The organism is Absicoccus sp. (assembly GCF_034090965.1).
Lineage (GTDB): Bacteria > Bacillota_I > Bacilli_A > Erysipelotrichales > Erysipelotrichaceae > Absicoccus > Absicoccus intestinalis.
Genome location: NZ_JAXDRQ010000055.1, coordinates 1 through 21,082, shown reverse-complemented (window position 1 = coordinate 21,082; position 21,082 = coordinate 1). Strand labels below are relative to the sequence as shown.

At 36.5% G+C, this 21,082-nt stretch carries 21 protein-coding genes and 1 pseudogene; 18 read left to right on the top strand and 4 right to left on the bottom strand.

The window, feature by feature from the left end; genetic code table 11:
• The 4 genes and pseudogenes from recF to dnaA form a co-directional block, all read right to left on the bottom strand.
• Positions 1-1,089, bottom strand: coding sequence for a DNA replication/repair protein RecF (gene recF / locus SOS22_RS07730; RefSeq protein WP_320596855.1), 1,089 nt, complete (start codon positions 1,087-1,089; stop codon positions 1-3).
• On the bottom strand, positions 1,086-1,307 hold the full coding sequence (gene yaaA, locus SOS22_RS07725; protein ID WP_414144423.1) for a S4 domain-containing protein YaaA: 222 nt from the start codon (positions 1,305-1,307) through the stop codon (positions 1,086-1,088). The genes recF and yaaA overlap by 4 nt, the downstream gene beginning before the upstream one ends.
• A gap of 81 nt (positions 1,308-1,388) precedes the next feature.
• On the bottom strand, positions 1,389-2,510 hold the full coding sequence (gene dnaN, locus SOS22_RS07720) for a DNA polymerase III subunit beta (protein WP_320326279.1): 1,122 nt from the start codon (positions 2,508-2,510) through the stop codon (positions 1,389-1,391).
• Between the two features lie 134 nt (positions 2,511-2,644).
• Positions 2,645-3,946: pseudogene (dnaA, locus tag SOS22_RS07715) on the bottom strand (chromosomal replication initiator protein DnaA); the annotation flags it as partial.
• 446 nt (positions 3,947-4,392) lie between these two features.
• Here dnaA and SOS22_RS07710 point away from each other — a divergent pair.
• From SOS22_RS07710 to SOS22_RS07625, 18 genes are all read left to right on the top strand, one after another.
• A complete protein-coding gene (locus SOS22_RS07710; RefSeq protein WP_320596854.1) occupies positions 4,393-5,622 on the top strand; it encodes a peptidoglycan bridge formation glycyltransferase FemA/FemB family protein in 1,230 nt (409 codons plus the stop codon).
• 90 nt (positions 5,623-5,712) lie between these two features.
• A complete protein-coding gene (gene rpmH / locus SOS22_RS07705; RefSeq protein ID WP_128520466.1) occupies positions 5,713-5,847 on the top strand; it encodes a 50S ribosomal protein L34 in 135 nt (44 codons plus the stop codon).
• A gap of 45 nt (positions 5,848-5,892) precedes the next feature.
• Positions 5,893-6,234, top strand: a complete 342-nt coding sequence (gene rnpA / locus SOS22_RS07700) for a ribonuclease P protein component (protein WP_320326282.1) — start codon at positions 5,893-5,895, stop codon at positions 6,232-6,234.
• Positions 6,235-6,238: 4 nt separating this feature from the next.
• On the top strand, positions 6,239-7,240 hold the full coding sequence (locus SOS22_RS07695; RefSeq protein WP_320596853.1) for a YidC/Oxa1 family membrane protein insertase: 1,002 nt from the start codon (positions 6,239-6,241) through the stop codon (positions 7,238-7,240).
• Positions 7,241-7,252: 12 nt separating this feature from the next.
• Complete coding sequence (gene jag / locus SOS22_RS07690) at positions 7,253-7,879, top strand: RNA-binding cell elongation regulator Jag/EloR (protein ID WP_320596852.1); 627 nt, start codon at positions 7,253-7,255, stop codon at positions 7,877-7,879.
• Positions 7,880-7,919: 40 nt separating this feature from the next.
• The gene (pth, locus tag SOS22_RS07685; protein WP_320326285.1) at positions 7,920-8,480 is read left to right on the top strand and encodes an aminoacyl-tRNA hydrolase; all 561 of its coding nucleotides are present in this window, start codon (positions 7,920-7,922) and stop codon (positions 8,478-8,480) included.
• Positions 8,481-11,867, top strand: a complete 3,387-nt coding sequence (gene mfd / locus SOS22_RS07680; protein WP_320596851.1) for a transcription-repair coupling factor — start codon at positions 8,481-8,483, stop codon at positions 11,865-11,867.
• On the top strand, positions 11,857-12,114 hold the full coding sequence (locus SOS22_RS07675) for an RNA-binding S4 domain-containing protein (RefSeq protein WP_320326287.1): 258 nt from the start codon (positions 11,857-11,859) through the stop codon (positions 12,112-12,114). The genes mfd and SOS22_RS07675 overlap by 11 nt, the downstream gene beginning before the upstream one ends.
• Complete coding sequence (locus SOS22_RS07670; protein ID WP_320326288.1) at positions 12,107-12,502, top strand: (deoxy)nucleoside triphosphate pyrophosphohydrolase; 396 nt, start codon at positions 12,107-12,109, stop codon at positions 12,500-12,502. Before SOS22_RS07675 ends, SOS22_RS07670 begins: the two co-directional genes overlap by 8 nt.
• Positions 12,483-13,670, top strand: a complete 1,188-nt coding sequence (locus SOS22_RS07665; RefSeq protein WP_320326289.1) for an HD domain-containing protein — start codon at positions 12,483-12,485, stop codon at positions 13,668-13,670. The genes SOS22_RS07670 and SOS22_RS07665 overlap by 20 nt, the downstream gene beginning before the upstream one ends.
• A 12-nt stretch (positions 13,671-13,682) precedes the next feature.
• Complete coding sequence (locus SOS22_RS07660) at positions 13,683-14,057, top strand: DUF1934 family protein (protein ID WP_320596850.1); 375 nt, start codon at positions 13,683-13,685, stop codon at positions 14,055-14,057.
• Entirely contained in the window at positions 14,047-15,684 is a 1,638-nt protein-coding gene (argS, locus tag SOS22_RS07655; protein ID WP_320596849.1) for an arginine--tRNA ligase, read from the top strand. The genes SOS22_RS07660 and argS overlap by 11 nt, the downstream gene beginning before the upstream one ends.
• A 14-nt stretch (positions 15,685-15,698) precedes the next feature.
• Positions 15,699-16,019: a DNA-directed RNA polymerase subunit delta gene (rpoE, locus tag SOS22_RS07650; RefSeq protein WP_320326292.1), complete on the top strand. Its 321-nt coding sequence runs from the start codon at positions 15,699-15,701 to the stop codon at positions 16,017-16,019.
• 70 nt (positions 16,020-16,089) lie between these two features.
• Positions 16,090-16,920: an ABC transporter permease gene (locus tag SOS22_RS07645; protein ID WP_320326293.1), complete on the top strand. Its 831-nt coding sequence runs from the start codon at positions 16,090-16,092 to the stop codon at positions 16,918-16,920.
• A gap of 9 nt (positions 16,921-16,929) precedes the next feature.
• Positions 16,930-17,754, top strand: a complete 825-nt coding sequence (locus SOS22_RS07640) for an ABC transporter ATP-binding protein (RefSeq protein WP_320596848.1) — start codon at positions 16,930-16,932, stop codon at positions 17,752-17,754.
• A gap of 5 nt (positions 17,755-17,759) precedes the next feature.
• Entirely contained in the window at positions 17,760-18,152 is a 393-nt protein-coding gene (tagD, locus tag SOS22_RS07635) for a glycerol-3-phosphate cytidylyltransferase (RefSeq protein WP_320596847.1), read from the top strand.
• A 1-nt stretch (position 18,153) separates the two neighbouring features.
• Positions 18,154-20,373: a CDP-glycerol:glycerophosphate glycerophosphotransferase gene (locus tag SOS22_RS07630; RefSeq protein WP_320596846.1), complete on the top strand. Its 2,220-nt coding sequence runs from the start codon at positions 18,154-18,156 to the stop codon at positions 20,371-20,373.
• Between the two features lie 8 nt (positions 20,374-20,381).
• Positions 20,382-21,082, top strand: a 701-nt coding sequence (locus tag SOS22_RS07625) for a CDP-glycerol glycerophosphotransferase family protein (protein WP_320596845.1), incomplete at its 3' end; no start/stop codon positions are given.

Sequence of the window (21,082 nt, the reverse complement as noted above, 5' to 3'; positions counted from 1 at the left end):
TCATACCTCCCGAAGAGAACCATCTTCAATATGATAAAAACGAACCGAACGATCTTGAAACCATTGTTTATCTATGGGTTCGGTTGATGTGATAAATACTTGCATTGAGCGTGGTAAATGTTGGATCAATTGTTTTTGACGTCTAGGATCCAATTCACTAAAAACATCATCCAATAATAAAATCGGATATTGTTTGGTTTTTTCATAAATAATTTGCGCAAGACCTAACTTCATTGCCAAGAGAAAACTACGCTTCTGTCCTTGTGAGCCTACTTCATGGATGGGTCTTCCATTCAATAAAAAAACGATATCATCTTTATGAATGCCATATGTTGTTTGTCGATATTGTTTATCTTTTTCGAAACTCTTTTCATAAGCCATTTTCAGATTTTCCTGTAAATGATCCCATTCTACAAAGGTTTGATATGTCGCATCTATTTTTTCTTTTTGCTCTGAAAAAAAAGGATATAGCAAACGCGACTGATCCATCCATTCTTTCACAAATTTCGCCCGTTGGGAAATGATGACCATTTCATCTTGAATCATTTGCTCAGTCAATGTATGCAATAAAAGATCATCCAAATCATCTTGTTTTAATAGCCGATTTCTTTGTTTCAATAGGGATTGAAAATGAGATAACGTCGCCGTATATGTATGTGATAATTTCATAAGTTCCATATCAATGAAGCGACGTCGAGAACGCGGCGATTGTTGAAATAAAAGCATATCATCTGGGCAAAATAAGATGGCATTCAATTTACCGATAAAATCAGAATACCGTCGTACAGGATCTTGATAGACAAATAAATGCTTTTTCTTTTGTGAAACAACAATTTTCAATTGTTCATCGTAACCATGCGATTCAATCAAAGCAGAAAGACTCATCCATTCTTTTTGATGCATGGTCAAACTATCGATATGAGATGTGCGAAAAGAACGTAAATGACTTAAAAAATAGATAGCCTCAATGAGATTGGTCTTACCTTGTGCATTATTTCCATAGAAACAATGGATACAAGCCGGTTCAAATCGATAAGAACTTTTGTGATAATTTCGAAAATGGACAAGTTCTAATCGTTTCAGATTCATTGGATCTGGATCCTTTGGCCATCGATTTCCACCACATCATTGGCATATAGCTTGCGACCTCGACGATTTTCTTTTTCGCCATTGACCAAAACATAATGATCAGCCAAATACGCTTTTACCATGCCTCCAGTTGGCAATACATCACAAGCCTTTAGCAATTGAGAAAGTGTAATATATTCATTTTCTAATGTAAAATGCATGGAAATACCCCTTTTCACTGTCTTATTATACCATAATACGCATTTGTTTACTATATTGACCATCCCTACATAACATAAAAAAAAGGCCGCGATTGGCCTTTAATCATAGCTACGCACAGGAACGATCACGATGACGATCGAATCATCTTCTGGATTTAAGATACGAATCGGTCGCATATCACCAGAAAATTCCAGATCCACTTTCGAACCATTTAAGGCACGAATGGCATCTAAAATATAACTACCATTACAAGTAAGGGTCAAATGATCTCCTTTGTATATACAATCGGTCAATACTTCATCACTGCTTCCAATCTCGGTTGAATTGGTCTTGATCCGAACAATCTCTGGACTACATTCCAATTTGACCAAATGCACTTTATCATTTCGAATAAAATTGGTACGGTCAATGACACTGGCTAATTCATGGGCATCGACAACCATAGAAGCAACCGAAGATGTTGGAATGATTTTCTCAACACTTGGGAAAGTCCCATCCAATAATCGCGTTTGGAAAATGGTCTTACCAAACACAAATTGCGCTTTTTTTGAATCAATATATAATTGCACCGCATCAATCTCTTCTGAAAGAGAACGAACTACCTCTTGTAGCGATTTACTGGGAATCGTGATATTAAAATTGGATTCGGCTTGTAAAGCAATGGTCTTACGCGCTAAACGATACGAATCTGTACCCGAACAATAGAGATATCCATCTTTTGCTGCAAAATTAACACCACTCAATACAGGACGTTGATCATTTTCACTACAAGCAAAGGCAGTTTGCGATACGATTTGCGATAATGTATCCCTCGATAATTGAATCGAATGCGTGGGTTGATCAAAATCAATATTTGGATATTGACCCGCTTCCATACCATTTAAATTAAATTTACCATTGGTGCTTGTAATGCGAACCAATTCAAAATCCATGACTTCCAATTCCACCATCGTGGATTCAATTTTATGAATGATTTCTAATAAATAACGAGATTCTAAAACAATGGAACCCGTTGATTCAATTTGCAGTTGATTTTCTTCTCCTTTATATATATATGTACGAATAGAAATATTGGAATCACTTCCTGTTAATACAATATGATCTTGATCGACTTCAATGCAAATACCGGATAAAGCAGGTAAGGGTGAAAAAGAACTAATGGCACGCGATACAATAGAAAGTTGAGTATAAAAATATTTTCGATCAATAGTAAATTTCATAATTTGAATCTCCTTTATTACTATATATGTATAATGAATAACAACAACCTGGGGAAAACGGGGATAACTTTTTCTATAAAGCGATGTATATCGCTTTTAGGACCCATTTTTAACGATGGAAAACCAGGGAAAACTTATAGGGAATCTTTGATCTTATTCATCGCAATTTGAAAAGCTGTATCCGTTTTTAATAATTTGATGGCTCGATCATAAGAAGACTTGATGGTGGAATGATCACGATTGCCTAATTGCTGACCAATTTGTGTCCAAGATGTCCCCAATGTTTCATGACAAAGATAGACGATCATATGACGAGCGGTGACTAATTTCTTCTGCCGCGATTTTCCCTCTACTTCATTATAAGAAAGACCATAAAATTTTGTTACCACTTTCTTGATTTGTTTGGGAGTAAGTTTATTGGGTTTTGCGACAATCAATTGTCCCGATAAGACGCGTTGTGCAAAAGGAAGATCGATCACATCAATATTTTCCAACGTGGCATTGAAGATCAATGTACGTAAACTACCTTCCAATTTGCGAACATCATCGGAAAATTTATGAGCTAAGAAATCAATTGTTTCATCATTGATCTGACAAGCTTCTTCATAGCCTTCTAATTTTTTTCGTAAGATGGCTCGACTCGTATCGAATTCAGGTTTCAATATATTAATAGGTAAACCATTATTAAAACGAGAAATCAAACGATTTTGAATGCCTTCCAATTCATTGGGATGCATATCACTCGTGATCACGATTTGTGCACCCTTCGCAATTAAAGAATTATAAACTTTAAAAAAGATTTCTTGAGAACTGGACTGCGTCAAATTTTGAATATCATCGATCAAGAAATAATCATTATCAATCAGTTGCGCTTGTACCATTTCTACGGTATTGGATTGGACATTGTGCGTTTTCATCGCATCGATCAAGATAGAAACTAGATCACCACTATACGCATAAAAGACCTTTTTTTCTGGTCTTTCTTTTTGGAGATAATTTCCAATCGCATGTAAAAGATGGGTCTTGCCCAATCCGGAATTTCCATAAATCAAAATGGGATTAAAAGTATGAGTATCTTCGATGCAACAATGAAAACAAGCAGCATAAGCCCCTTGATTGGATTTTCCCTGCACAAAGTTTTCAAAGGTATAATCTGCATTAAATTTGGTTTGTACCAATTCCTTAGTACGCCGCTGTACAATTTCTTCCGGCATCATTTTTTCGACTTCACGATAATGCATCAAAGTAATGGTGACGGCTTCTCCCCACATTTCACTTAAATACTGTTCAAATAAAGCTTTGGTGTTGGAATCGGACATGATATTTTTGGTGATTACTGAACGATACGACACATATGCAATCCCATCTTCGATTCGAAATAAGCTCGTTTTGGACATCCAAGAAAAAGTATCTTCTTTAAAATTATTTTTAATTGCTTCTAAAGTTTCTTTTCATAACGTTTCATATTGATTCATACGTTTTATTATACACGAAATTAGATAGGAAGGTATAGCTATAGAAGTTATCCCCACATGGGGATAACACCCAAATGGGGAAAAATGAAAGGCAAGTGGATAAAATGGGGAATATGGGGAAAACAACTGGGGAAAAGTGTATGCTGTGGGGAAATAAATGGATAACAATATACGATATATAAAGGAATATTTGAGGTTATCCACGTTTTCCACAGGAAATCAAAAAGTACAGATATTTATCGAAAATAAAGCGGATAAGAACAAAGAAAAAGAGGAATAAAAGGGGATTTACATCCGTAAGAATTAAAAATTCCCCAACGAAAATGGGGAAAACTTTTCAATAATGGACTTGATTCTATAAGGAAATCTGTACCATAATAGAGCGTACGACAGAAAGAAGGATTTGTATGGCATATCAATTCGAAACAAACATCCCCCAAGATGCATACGATACATTTGTGAAAAAACACCCATTATGTAATTTGTTACAGAGTTATGATTGGGCAAAAGTAAAAAATAATTGGGACCATATATATACAGGTGTCTATGATCATCAAGAATTAGTGGCAGCCGGTTTGGTCTTGATCAAAAATTTACCACTACATATGACAATATTCTATATTCCACGTGGACCGATCTTAGATTATGAGAATGAACGATTAGTAGGATATTATTTTCAAGAGTTAAAACGCATTGCGAAAAAACGTCATTGTTTATTTATCAAGTTTGATCCGACTTTGCACGTAAATGATTATGCATCCAAAGACTACAATGAAAATCGTTATGAATCGACCCAAAAATATTTGGATACGATGAAAAAAATCGGTGCAGTCCATCATGGATTTACGATGAATATTGCCGATACGGTCCAACCACGTTTTCAATCTAATGTGTATGATACCGAAGGGTGGGAAGAAAACTTACCAAAACATACCAAACGATTGATCAAAGATGCCAATCGTCGCCATGTTGAGATTGTTACGGGTGGTATCGAATTGGTAGATGAATTTAGTCGTTTGGTCGAAATGACGGAAGAAAGAAAACGTGTTGCATTGAGAAATAAAGAATATTTTGAAAAGTTATTGAAAACCTATCCAGATGGAGGGGTCATTTTCTTGGCAAAATGCAATGTTCATCGCTTGGCACAAGAAGCCAAAGAAAAGAAAGCTTCTTTACAAAACGAATTGGATAATTTACCAGAAAATATGAAGAAGAAACGTCGTCGTTTGGAAGATCAATTGCGTTCAAATGATAAAGATCTCAAAGAATTCAATGAAGTTATTGAAGAATTTGGTGATGAAGACAAAGAAATTGCGATTGCAGGTATCTTAAGTATTCAATATGGACCTACTTGTGAAATGTTGTATGCAGGCATGGATCAGCGATTTAAAAAATTTATGCCACAATATAAAGAATATGTGGAAAACTTCCGTTGGGCATTTGAAAGAGGTTGTAAATGGTCCAATATGGGTGGTGTAGAAGGTTCATTGGATGATGGCCTAACAAAATTTAAAGATAATTTTAATCCCATCATCAATGAATTCATTGGTGAATTTGATTTGCCTGTAAACAAACCACTATTCAAATTGAGTGAAAAAGCATATACAATCGCGAAATCTCGAGTTAAAGAGCAATAATTCATTGACTTTGGAAATAAATTATGATTATAATGTAATGCAATCTTATTGGAAGAAACAAAAGTGAATATAGACTGAGGGGTGTGAAATATGAAGAGAACATATCAGCCAAGTAAGAAGAAACATCAAAGAACGCATGGTTTCCGTGCAAGAATGGCAACCAAAGGTGGTCGTAAAGTTCTTTCTAGCCGAAGAGCAAAAGGTAGAAAGGTATTATCCGCATAGAAATCACCAACACTGGTGATTTTTTTGTCTGGATAGGAGATACAAGTGAAAAAAGCTTATCGTGTTTGTAAAAGTTATGAATTCACATCAATTATCCAGCACCGATCGTTTGTGCTATCTTCCTCGTTTGTATGCTACTACATGCCTAGAAAAGAATCGCATGCTCGTGTGGGTATTTCGGTTGGTAAAAAATTGGGAAATGCAGTAGAGCGCAATAAAGTGAAACGCCAAGTGCGTAGTATGGTGGATGATATCTATGATTTTAATGAAACATTTGATACAATCATCATAGTGCGTCCTCGTTATCATCAAAAGAGTTATCAGGAAAACTGGAAGCAGTTAAAGCAAGATAAAGAGCGATTGGAGAAGAGGAAGGATAAGAGGTAGAAATATGAGTGATTTCTTACGTAGAAAATCGAAAATTCTATTCATTTGTTTTTTCGTCCTATTAACATGTACGGCTTGTTCAACACCACGTGGTAAAGATGGAAAAGTAAAAGTAGATCAGATCATTTCCAGTGAAACGATTCAAGTCAAACGCAAAGATGTAAGTATTGAAAGTGTTTCGGATCCAAAATTGAAGAAGCAATACCAAAAGCTCGATGCGAATGATACGATCACAATTAAGCCAACGACATTCTCACAAGCTTTTTCAACTGGATGGTTTGATGGCTTGATCGTTTGGCCATTGGCTATGTTGATCAATAAGATCTCATCTGCTACCGATGCTGGTATTGGTATCATCATTACGACTTTGTTGGTGCAAATGATCGTATTCGCATTGACAGGCAAATCGCAAATGTCGAGTCAGCGAATGCAGGAAATTCAACCAGAAATCAACAAGATCCAAAGTAAATATCGAGGCAAGACCGATCAAGAATCACAAATGAAGATGTATCAAGAAACGCAAGCGCTGTATGCGAAATATGATATTCATCCATTTGGATCCATGCTGGTCATGTTCTTACAATTGCCAATCATGATGGGAATGTATTATGCAACTATGCGTGCCTATGAAGTGTTAGTTGGAAGTGCATTTGGTATGCGCTTGGCTACTACACCGATGTATGCAATCCAACATCTTATGATAGGTGGCATTATTGTTTACATCTTGATGGTTGTTTCTCAATTGGTATCGACGATGTTGCCACAATGGTTGAAAAAATGGCAAGATAAGAAAGACAATGTCAAAAAACATAGTTATCGTGAATCCGAACAACAAAAAGATCCAATGAATATGAATTTGTATATGTACATGATGGTCATCATTTTTGCGTTCATGTATTTGAATTGGCCATTAGCTATGTCCTACTACTGGATGATTTGTTCGATTATACGTATTGTCCAACAATATGTGATGCATCGAGTGATGCATCGATCAGAAGCAAAGTAGGGGGAAGAAACGATGGCATTTGAAAAATATACAGGTAAAACATTGGAAGAAGCCTTGAGTGAAGCCGCTAAAGCCAAAAATGTAACTGTGGATGAGCTTCATTATACCGTAACGGAGGAAAAAGCTGGTTTTTTAGGATTGGGTAAACAAGTTGAAGTGGAAGTGTATACTGAAAAAGATGTGGAACAATTTATCCATGACTATATTCAATCGTATTTCGATAATGCACAATTGGATGGAGAAGTAACCATTTCAAATGATGATGGCTTCTATCATATCAACGTTAATACTTCAAATAATGCGATCTTGATTGGTAAAGCGGGTCGTTCTTTACAAGCTTTTAATCGTTTGGTCAAAATTGCTGCCAGTGCTGAATTTAAAAAGAAAGTTGGCTTATTGATCGATGTGAATGGGTATAAACAAGAACGCTATGAAAAGCTATGTCGCATGGCTGTGCGTGTTGCCAAAGATGTTCGTCGTACCAAAATTGATGCTTCACTAGATCCAATGAGTGCGGATGAAAGAAAAGCAGTTCATAATGCTTTGGCGAATATGAAAGATATTTCAACGCATTCCGAAGGAGAAGGCGATCAACGCCATATCAATATTTTATTTACACCAGGAAAAGAAACCGAATAAATAACGAGTATGTACTCGTTATTTTTCTTTAGGAGTCAATATGAAAATTATTATTGGATTGGGAAATCCCGGAAAAAAATATGAAAATACTCGTCACAATGCGGGTTTTATGGTCATGGATGCTTTAGCGGATTTATGTGATCTTTCTTTTGATCAAGAGAAGTTCTCATCTTCTTTTGCCAAAGGCAAAGTTCATGGGGAAGATGTGATCTTGATGAAACCCACGACTTATATGAATAATAGTGGCCTTGCTCTTCGTCAAGTATTAGATTTCTATAAAGAAAGCAGTGAAGACGTATTGATCATTTATGATGATATTGATTTACCCGTAGGTAAGATTCGTTTGCGTCAAAAAGGAAGTGCGGGTGGTCATAATGGCATAAAATCCATCATTCAGGCGATGGGTACAAGCACCTTTGATCGGATTCGTGTAGGTACATCGCGCGATCCACAAATTCCCATCATTCAATGGGTCTTGACCAATTTCAAACAAGAAGAAAAAGAAGATCTGAATCAGTCTATCGATGCAGCGGCTCATGCTGCTTATCATGCGATCGCGCATCCATTTAGTCAGACCATGAATCAATACAATCAGAAATAGGTGATATTTTTGAATACAAAAATAAAAGAACAATTAGCGAATAATGTGGTTGTTGAAGAAATCCTAAAGGAAGGCAATCATGTGGGAAATTTATATCCCATGGAAGAAGCTTTGGTGGAAGTTTCTGCTTTTCTACAAGATCATAAAACCCGCATTATCGTAAAAAAGAATCGTTTTGAAGCGCAGCAACTCTTTTCTCGGATCGATCCACTCACAAAAGATGTGCTGCTTTTTGTGATGGAAGAAAGCCTACGTGTATCGGCCATTGCTTCTTCCCCCGAAGATACGCAAGCATTTGTATCATCTTTGACAACGTTGGTATTCGATCCAAAACCGCGATTGATCATATGCAATGTAGCGGCTTTTCTACGTTTTTTACCCGATGTGCAACGATTTCGCTCCAGCTGTCAGAACATAAAACCCGATATGGAATTCGACATGGATCAATTAAAAGAAACATTGATCAAAGCTGGATATAGTCGTGTCAACTATGTCGATCGTCCATGTACCTTTGCCTATCGTGGAGGAATCATTGATATTTTTCCATTACCCTATGAATATCCTGTACGAATTGAATTTTTTGATAACGTGGTAGAATCTATTCGTTTTTTTGACCAATCCAGTCAACGAACGATCAAGACCATCGATCAAGTTGAAATCACACCAGCCAGTTCTTTGTTGTTTAGTGATGCTCAAATTTTAGAAATCAAAGAAAAAGTTAAACAGAAATTGAATGTGGAAAAGAAACGATTGAGTGATGAAGATCGGGAAGAATTAGAAAATCATATTGAAGAAGACATGTATGCGTTGGAATCGTATGATACCGATGATCATTTGTATTGGTATTACAGCTATGTACAAACGGCTTCTATGCTTGATTATGTTTCGGGTACCGTCATTGTTTCTTCCATTGAAGAAGTGGAAAGAGCCATCAAAGATATCCAAACCGATACCATTGCTTTTATGCAAGAAATGGTACAAGAAAATCGTTGTTTGCCTCAATATCAAATGTTTCATACTTGGAAAGATGATCGGTATGTTCATTTTCATGAATTTTTAGATTATAAAGAACCGATGACATCCAATATCTTTCCCATTGAAAAAGCCAGTCAACCACTTCCTGTCATTCTTGAAAATATATCGGCTTCGCATATTTATTTTGCACTTGAAAAAGAAAATATCATCAAAGTACGATCCGCATTGGCCAGTTCTTCTTTGTCTTATGAATTTGTGGATCCTGAATTTTATGAAGGATTTCAATATCAAGATTTTGTGGTTTATACCGAAAAAGAATTATTCATCCAGCCGATACAACATCGACGATATAAAAAGACGTTTAAAGATGGACAGATCCTTGATTCGGTCATGGAACTACAAAAAGGGGACTATGTGGTCCATGAACAATATGGCATTGGTCAATATTTGGGGATTGAAACCAAGAATGTTCGTGGCCAGAATATTGATTATTTACATATCGTCTATGCAGGCAATGATGATTTATATGTACCTTTGTCACAATTTCAATTGGTACGAAAATATGTATCCAAAGAAGGTGTGGGCATTCACTTGAGTAAATTGGGTAGTGACAAATGGAATAAGACCAAAGAAAAAGTCAATGAACGTGTCCAAGCCATTGCCAAACAATTGGTCACATTATATGCTGCTCGTAATGAAAACATTGGCTTTGCTTTTTCAGCGGATGATGCTCTACAAAAAGAGTTTGAAGATCATTTTCCGTATGAGGCGACACCCGATCAGCTACAAGCGACGGCTGAAATTAAAGCCGAAATGGAAAAATCAAGACCCATGGATCATTTACTATGTGGCGATGTGGGATTTGGTAAGACGGAAGTAGCGATGCGATGTGCATTTAAAGCGATTTGTGATGGGAAACAAGTTGCCTTTTTATGTCCAACGACCATTCTTTCGATGCAACATTACCAAACGGTTTCCGAACGATTTGCGTATACAGGCGCAAATGTGGCCTTGGTCAATCGCTTTGTTTCGGATAAAGAAGTGAATCAAATTAAAAAGGATCTAGAAGCTGGAACCATTGATATCGTGATTGGTACGCATCGTTTATTGAATAAAACATTTCAATATAAAGATCTTGGTTTGTTGATCATTGATGAAGAACAGCGATTTGGTGTGGTACATAAAGAAAAAATCAAAGAAATGAAACAAAGCATCGATGTTTTATCCTTAAGTGCAACACCCATTCCTCGAACTTTACAAATGTCATTGATTGGTGTGCGGACCATATCACAATTGAATACACCACCAGCGCAAAGACATCCTATCCAAACCTATGTGATTGAAAAAAGAGGAAGCATCATCAAAGAAATCATTCAACGCGAATTGGCTCGAAATGGACAAATTTTCTATCTCTACAACAATATTTCCAATATCTATGGTGTGGCTGAAAACTTGCGAATCTTATTTCCTGATCATCATATTGCGGTGGCCCATGGCCGGATGAGTCGTGAAGAAATTGAACAAACCATGCTTGAATTTGAACAACGAAAATATGATATTTTAGTGTGTACGACGATCATTGAAACCGGATTGGATATTGCGAATGCGAATACCATGATCATTGAAGAGGCTGATCATTTTGGCTTGTCACAACTTTATCAAATTCGTGGTCGTGTGGGACGTCGTGATCAAATAGCCTATTGTTACTTAATGGTACAACCGCATAAAAAATTGACGGAAGAAGCCACGAAACGATTAAAATCAATCAAAGAATTTACACAATTGGGTTCGGGCTATAAGATTGCGATGCGCGATTTGACCATTCGTGGGGCCGGTGATTTATTAGGCCCTCAACAAGCAGGTTTTATTGATCAAGTGGGTTTGGATCTCTATTTGGATATTTTGTCCAATGCCATTAAAGAACAAAAAGGTGAAATGGTTGAAAAAAAGCCAGAAAAGATTGCGAATATTCAAATGAATGGATATATTCCTAAACAGTTTACCGATAATGATGGAGATAAATTATCTTTGTATCAGGAAATTAAAAAAGTAAAAACGTTAGCGGATCTAGAAGCCTTTGAAAAGAAGGTCAATGATCTTTATGGTCGTATTCCTAAATCGGTACAAAAATTATTTGAACGACGAAAAATTGATATGTTTGTGAATGAGCCAGGTGTGGATACATTGGTGGAAAAAGATCGATTTATGCTTCTGACCATGACAAAAGATTGGTCAGATCATTGTAATGGTGTAAAATTGTTTGAAGCGATGACTACGTTAAATCGCAAAGTTCAATTGCACTATCAAAATGGTAAGATTGAGATACAAATTCCAAAATTGAGGAATCCATATGAATTGCTTATGAAAATCATACAAGAACTACAAACAAATGGAGAAATATATGAGGCTTGATAAATATTTAAAAACCGCAAGAATCTTGAAGCGTCGTGAAGCAGCCAAGGAATTGGCGCTTCAAGGACGAATCCAAGTCAATGGTCGAGTCGCGAAACCATCGACAGAAATTCAGATTGGTGATGTGATTCGCATTGAATTTGGATATCGGATCTTAGAAATAAAGATCACAGATATCCAAAAACAAGTTTCGAAAAAGAATGCTGCTTTATTATTTGAAATCATAAAGGAAGAGAATCGTGATTGAAGTGGTATGTGGGGCATTGATCCAACAGGGACAGGTATTGATTGCTCGTCGTAATTATGGATCTGCCAAAGGAATGTATGAATTTCCTGGTGGGAAAGTTGAAAAAGGCGAGGCCAAAACAGCAGCATTGATTCGCGAAATGAAGGAAGAATTGGATATTGATATTCAAAAGGTTCAATATTTGGCCGAAAGTGAAGATCAACAAGACTATCCATTTCATTTAACTTGTTTTCTTTGTTTTTCCGATCAAGTTCCCAAAATGATCGTGCATGATGATTTTATTTGGACAACGCCAGATCATATTTATGATCGTCCATTTTTTAAGAGTGATGTTGGTTTGGTTGAGGCATTAAAGAAGGTGTGGCCATATGTATCCCAAAACGAGTGAAACGAAAGTATTGCGTGATCCGATTCATGGCTATATTCATATTGAATATCAAGTCATATGGGATTGTTTAAATAGTCGCGAATTTCAGCGTTTACATCGTATTCATCAATTGGGTGGTGTTTTTCAAGTGTATCATACGGCGGAGCATTCGCGTTTTGGTCATAGTCTAGGGGTATATGAAATTGTGCGACGTATGGTCAATGAAGTCGAGGATATCAGTCAATCTTTATCCGAATATGAAAAGATCCAGGTGATGTGTGCGGGTTTGCTTCATGATTTAGGACATGGACCGTATTCTCATTTTTTTGAATCTTTACAAACGCAAACCCATGAACAGCGAACGTGTCAATTGATATTGGATCCGCAAACGGAAGTGCATCAAGCATTGTGTCGCTGTGATCATTTATTACCACAATATGTTGTCGATATATTGATGCATAAACATACAAAGTCAATGATGAATCAAATGATTTCATCGCAATTGGATGCCGATCGAATGGATTATTTATTGCGTGATGCCTATGAAACCGGTACAAGCTATGGAACATTTGATCTGGAACGTATCTTACGTACCATGCGCGTAAAAAATGGTGTGTTGTGTATGAAAGAAAGTGGCATGCATAGTGTCGAGGATTATATCATGGCTCGTTATCACATGTATTGGCAAGTCTATTTACATCCAGATGCGAAAAGCTATGAGATCTTGATTCAATTGTTTTTCTCCTATTATTGTCAATCGGATATTCATATTCCAGTATTTGAATGTTTGCGTCATGAATTGACCAATGAAGAATTCATTGAAATGGATGAATGTCGGATGATTTATGGCTTTCAAGAAGCCACTCATTGTGAAGACAAGGTATTAAGACAATATGCACGAGCGATTTTGGATCGTCATTTATTCGAATGGCAAGATGATCCCACGGAAGCGGAAGAAGGAGCCATCCAGAAAAAAATCAAAGAGGCTGGGTATGATCCGGCATTGTGGTTTGTAGAAGAAAAGAAAAAAAGAAGTGCGTATTTGCCTTATACGGAAACGGATTCGATCATTTGGATCTGGACCAAACATTATGAATTAAAGCCTTTATCGACTTGTTCAGAAATTGTAAAGGCATTACTTCGTATGGAAAATACATTGGAAAAACGTATATATTATGTTAAATTGTAGTATGCATTGACTATGAAAGTACAATTAGTAGAACATTCAGAAGGTATCGTCCATTATGAAGGAACGGCCATAGTTGTTCCTATGAAAAATGGCTTTGAAATTCGCTTTGGGAATGATGCCCATACCTATAGTTGGAAAATTTATGAAAAGGGATTGATCATTCGTTCCATTTCGGAAATGGAAGTGGTTTTAACTTTTCGTCCCAATCGAAAAACGAAGGGTCATATTTCATCGGAATATGGCACGATGGATCTGAATCTTGAAACTGTGTTTTATAAACAAACCGAGGATCAAATTGAAGTGAAATATAATTTGATCCAAAATGAACAAAAACAAACATTTCATTTTACATTAACCATGAAGGAGGAAACGGGCGATGTCCATTGAAACAGAATTGAAACAAATGCTTCAAACTGCTGTTCAATCTGCTTTTGCGATTGAATTGCCATTGGAAAAAATTATTATTGAAACACCAAAGACGAAAGATCATGGTGATTATGCGAGCAATGTAGCCATGCAACTTACTCGTCAACTACATACCAATCCAAGAGAGATTGCCAAAAACATTGTGGATGCGAGTGATCTTTCTAAAGCGAATGTATCGCAAATTGAAATTGCTGGTCCGGGCTTCTTAAACTTTACGCTATCGAAAGATCGCTTTTCACAAGTTATTACGGATATTTTGGAACAAAAAGAAAAGTATGGACAACAACCTGCCAACGGTATCAAAGTGGATCTGGAATATGTCAGTGCCAATCCCACAGGATCTTTACATTTAGGCCATGCGCGTGGTGCTGCTTGGGGAGATAGTTGTGCCCGCATCATGAAAAAAGCCGGATATGATGTAACACGTGAATATTATGTCAATGATGCAGGAAATCAAATTCATAATTTGGCTTTGTCTTTGAATGCAAGATATCGTCAAGCCCATGGCATTGAGACAGAAATTGGCAAAGATGGCTATATGGGTGAAGATGTGAAAAAGGAAGGATATCGTTTAGCAAAGGAATATCCCAATACCTATTTAGAGCCTACAAAAGAAAATTTAGACTTTTTTAGACAAAAAGGAATTGCCTTTGAATTGGATAAGATCAAACGAGATCTCGATGAATATCGGGTTCATTTTGATGTGTGGACTTCCGAACAAAAATTAAGAGATTCCGGTGCAGTTGAAAAAGCAGTTGACATTATAAGAGATAAAGGGTATACCTATGAGGCAGAAGGAGCGTTATGGTTCAAGACTACGGCTTTTGGCGATGATAAAGATCGTGTTTTACGTAAAAAAGACGGGTCATTGACTTATCTCGTTCCGGATATCGCTTGTCATAACCAAAAATTTGAGCGTGGTTACGATGAAATCGTTGATTTCTTTGGAGCGGATCATCATGGATACATTCCTCGTTTAAAGGCTTCCATGGAAGCTTTGGGACATGATTCCAGTCATTTGCATGTTGATATCATTCAAATGGTTCGATTGGTATCCAATGGTGAAGAGATGAAAATGTCAAAGCGTTTGGGGAATGCGACAACGATCCATGAGTTGGTACAAAGTGTGGGTGTGGATGCTGCTCGTTATTTCTTTGTTGCTCGTGCTTTGGATTCTCATTTGGATTTTGATGTGGATCTAGCTACGAAAAAATCAAATGAAAATCCAGTATATTATGCGCAATATGCCCATGCGCGGATGTGGTCCATCCAAAAACAAGCTCAGGATATTTCTTTGTCCGATCACTTTGAATTATTAACAGATGAAAAAGAGATTGAGTTGATGAAGACTTTACAAGAATTCAATCATGTGATCGTCGAAAGTGCAAAAACACGACAAGTCCATAAGATGTGTCATTACATTCATGATTTAGCAAGTCATTTCCATAGTTTCTATAATGCTTGCAAAGTCATCGATCATGATCATTTGGATTTATCGAGCCAACGTTTGGCTTTGGTTAAAGCGACCCAGACGGTTTTAGCCAATGCATTGGATTGTATTGGGGTCACAGCCGTTGAATCCATGTAACAAGGAGAAGTATTATGAGTAAATCTATGATTGATGTTGCCAGAGATACGTTGATCAAAAACAATCATCGTATGCCTTTTCTGGATTTGTGGAACAATGTTTCCCAAGAAATGAATTTCACACCATCACAAGCGGAAGACAATATTGCTCAATTTTATTCCGACTTGTCCTTAGATAGTCATTTTGTCAACTTGGAAGGAAATAGCTGGGATTTGAAAACACGTCATACCTTCTCAGAAAGTGTGACGGATACGGATTCCATTGCCGTTGATGATGAAGATGACGACGATGAAGAGGATGAAAATCAAGAAACTCAGTCAGAAGACGACGAATAACGAAAGAATCTGCCAGAGTGTAGATTCTTTTTATTTTATGATAAACTATTATCGTTAAAGGAGCGTATTTATGTTTAAAAGCATTTCATATGTGGTGAAAGAAAACTTTACGAATTTATATCGCATTTATAGTATCGCTAAATATGAGTTGTTAGCGGATATGCGCGATTCTAAATTTGGTATATTTTGGAATTTTGCTTCACCCGCCATTCAAGTTTTCACCTATTGGCTTGTCTTTGGTGTCGCTTGGGGACGTAGTGCTCAAACATATCGTGGAATCACCGTTCCCTATCTTCCTTGGTTGGTTGTTGGTTTTGCGGTTTGGTGGTATATTCGACCATGTATTACGGAAGGTTGTTCAGCCGTTTTTGCCAAGACAAATGTCATCACCAAAATGAAATTTCCGGTTTCCGTTTTACCTGCAACGGTTTGTTTAAAAGAATTATTTAACCATTTCGTGATGTTGATCATCACCTTTGTCACACTATTACTCAGTGGATATACACCTACCTGGAATTGGTTGTGGATCATCTATTATATGTTTTGTGCTTTTATGTTGGGAGAAGCCATCTCGCTGGTTTTATCAGTATTGACCATGTTATGGCGTGATGTGAAAAAATTTATTACTTCGATCATGCGTATGTTGATGTATTTTTCACCTATTCTTTGGGATTGTCATTTTAAAAGTCACGTCCCTTTCCATTCCATTTTAAATAAGCTTGTAAAAGCCAATCCGGTCTACTATGTGATCCAAGGCTATCGGGATGCGATATTTTATGGCCGCAGTGTACTGAATCATCCCGCTATCACCCTCTATTTTTGGTGCTTGGTTTTTTTGATTTTTGCGATTGGATGTCTATTGATGTATAAATTTAAGAAAAAATTCATTGATATGATCTAGGAGGATGGGATGGCAAATACGGAATATGCAGTTGAAGTTGAAAATATCTCAAAGATTTATACACTTCGGAATAAAAATAATCAATATAAAACAGATAAAAAAGAATTTTATGCCTTGAAAGATGTATCCTTTCGTATCAAACAAGGCGATGTCGTCGGTATTTTAGGAACAAATGGATCGGGAAAATCCACTTTATCGCTTTTATTATCAGGTATTTCTGAAATCAATAGCGGCACCATGAAGATCAATGGCGAACAAGCTTTGATTGCCATCAATACAGGGTTAAATCCCCAATTGACTGGTCTAGAAAATATCAATGTCAAAGGAGCATTGATGGGATTGCGAAAAAAACGCATTCAGGAAATAACCGATGATGTCATTGATTTTGCGGAATTGGGAGATTTTCTCTATCAACCAGTAAAAAAATATTCTTCTGGTATGAAATCACGTTTGGGATTTTCCATTTCTTTAGCTTTAAATCCAGATATCTTCATTGTTGATGAAGCATTAAGTGTTTGTGATAAATGTTTCGCAAAAATATGTATGGATCGTATGATGAAATTGCGTGATGAAGAAGGAAAAACTATCTTCTTTATTTCTCATTCTTTAAGTCAGGTTCGTGATTTCTGCAAAACGGGTATGTGGATCGAAGGTGGCAAACTGATAGAAATTGATGACATAGATAAAGTATGTGATGATTATTCCGAATATGTCGATTTTATGAATGCCATGACAAAGAAACAAAAAAAGAAATTTATGGATGAAAAGTTTGAAAAGCGATTGGTGGAGGCGCCACCAAAGAAATTTTCGCTATTTCATAGAAAGAAAAGGTGACGAAGATGAAAACAGTAATAACATATGGAACTTTTGATTTATTTCACATTGGTCATTTAAATCTTTTGCGTCGAGCAAAAGAATTAGGTGATTATTTGATTGTTGCCGTCAGCACCGATCGTTTTAATTGGGAAGAAAAACATAAAAAATGTGAAATTTCAGATACAGATCGGATGGCCATCGTGGAAGCCATCAAATATGTGGATAAAGTTATTCCAGAAGATAGTTGGGATCAAAAAATCAAAGATGTACAAAAATATGATGTGGATGTTTTCGTTATGGGAGACGACTGGAAGGGAAAATTTGATTTCTTAAAAGACTATTGTGAGGTCGTATATCTACCAAGAACCGAAGGAATTAGTTCAACGCAATTAAAAGAGGACATGAAAAATAAGTAGTATGAAAAAAATTAGTATCATTATTCCTTTTTCCCATTATATCCACTATTTAGAAGAGTGTTTAGATAGTTTAAAAGCGAGTGCGTTTCAAGATTTTGAAACGCTTTTAGTGGTGGATAAAGATCATGATGATATCGATCCCATCATCAAAAAGTATCCTTTTGTCCGCTTGATCCAAACGGATGTACATGGTGTGGCTGCATGTCGCAATGTCGGCTTGGACCACGCTCAAGGTGAATATGTCTATTTTTTGGATGCCGATGATTATGTTTTAGAAGATACATTATCTTTGTTGGCACAGGCCGCCCAAGGACAAGATATTGTGTATGGTTCCGTTGCACATACATGGAACAATAAAGCCAATTACTTAGAGAAATTAGAAAATAAAGAAATCGATCCCGAAGATGAAGCCGAAAAGGAACAAAAACGTCTTGAAAAGATAGATTCCTATAAAGCGAAGAATCCGAATGTGGATCCCGTTCAATTGCGTGCGGTCTATTATTTATTGCGTATAAAACACGGTATTCGCAATGTGACCGTTTTAGGTGTTTTATATAAAACGGTTTTCTTGCGCATGTATTCTTTTAAATTTCATGAAGAATTTCGTTACTACAGTGATATGACCTTCCTATGTCCAATCTTGGAACATATCCAAAGTGAAGCTTATGTAGAACAGGCTACCTATGTCAAAAGAAAACATAACGATCCCATCAATTATCCGGCTTTAAGCCAAGAAGAAAGTGATGATCGTTTTTATGAACGGATTCGCGCTATTGAATTTACGCGAAATGCGATCACAAGTGATGGCATTGTTCGTTATTATTTAGATTTTAAAGTGGTTCATTTCTTTACTCGACGCATGGCAAAAAGTATTCGACGATCGCAAGATGACCGTTGGCGCAATGAATATTTCCAAGCCATGATCCCATGTATTGAAAATTGTCGTCCAGAAGTATTGGATGAATTGAATCATTCCAATCGAAAACTCGTTCAAGCTTTATTGAATAATGATTTGAATGGCGTACAAAAAGAAGTGCGTTGGGTATTGGGTAAAAAGAAATTAAAACATGTTTTCAAAAATAAGAATACGGCTTATAAATTAGCGTATTTTCATCGTTATTTAAAAAAACCAATCCAAGAGAATGTGATCTTATTTGAAACATTTATGGCGAAAAATTATAGTGATTCGCCGAAATATATTTATGAATATATTGCTCAACATTATCCCGAATATGAATGTGTGTGGGCCATCAATGATGGGGCAAAGATTCCTTATGGAGCCAAATGTGTTAAACGTTTTAGTTTTGAATATGCGTATTACTTAGCCGTTGCCAAATATCTTGTGTTCAATGTACGACCACCACTATGGTATCGGAAACGCGAAGGACAAGTCTTCTTGGAAACTTGGCATGGTACGCCACTAAAACGTTTGGTTTTTGATCAACAAGAAGTAACGAGTGCTTCACCAAAGTATAAGCAACAATTCTATAAACAAAGACAAGATTGGGATTTTTTGGTCAGTGCCAATCCATTCAGTACCAAAACATTCCGTAGTTGTTTTATGTATGAAGGTAAAATGTTGGAATATGGCTATCCACGAAATGATATTTTATATTGGCCAAATAAAGATGAAATTGCGAAAGATTTACGCAAGAAATTAGGTATTCCAGCCGATAAGAAAACGATTTTATATGCCCCAACATGGCGTGATGATCAACATTATGGTTCGGGTCAATATAAATTCGAATTGGCTTTGGATTTGCATTTGATGCAAGAACGATTATCGGATGAATACGTTGTCTTGTTGCGTACCCATCATTATATTTCGGATAAGATCGATGTGACAGGCATGGACGGATTTGTTTATAATCTATCCGATTATGACGATATTTCAGAAATCTATTTGATCAGTGATATTTGTATCACCGATTATTCGAGTGTGTTCTTTGATTATGCTAACTTGAAACGACCTATTTTATTCTATACGTATGATTTAGATAAGTATAAGAATCAATTGCGTGGTTTCTATATTGATATGAATACAGAAGTTCCAGGACCATTATTGTATACAAGTGAAGAAGTTGTCGATGCGATTGAAAATATTGACAAAATCACAGAAGAATACAAGGAACGTTATGATACATTCTATAGTCGTTTCTGTTGTTACGATGATGGACATGCATCGGAACATGTTGCGAAAGCATTGTTAGGTAAGGAGTAGGTGATGATATGGCATGGAAACAAAATATGATCCGACATGCCAAACGATTGGTCGTTCGTTGTTTTAAAGTCGTCTACAAAGGGATGCAAAAGACGGTGTCTGTGGATGAGCACACCGTCATTTTCATTGCCTTTCATGGACGTGGCTATACGGATAATCCAAAATATATTCATCAAGAAATGTGTAAACAATCACGATTTGATGATTATACGTTTGTATGGGCATTGAAGAAACCAAATGTGGAAATTGAACATGCCAAAACCATTCGGTATAATTCTTTGCATTATTTTTATTACATGTGTAAAGCCAAATACTGGATCGTAAATTGTAAATTACCGAAACATATCCAGAAAAAACCGGAACAGGTGTATCTACAAACATGGCATGGTACCCCATTAAAACGATTGGCCCATGACATTGTAGAAGTTGAAAATCAGACGTTCTATCGCAGTGGTATGAATCGGAAACAAATGACGGATACCTATGACGATGATGTCGCCAAGTACAATTATATGATTGCACCGAATGAATTTAGTTATGAAGTCTTTCAAACGGCTTTTCGTATTAATCCAAAACGATTGATCAAAACCGGTTATCCACGAAATGATTTTTTGACCAATATTACCCCAGAAGAAATCGAAAATATAAAACAACGATTTCATATTCCTGCCCATAAAAAAGTATTATTGTATGCACCAACATGGCGTGA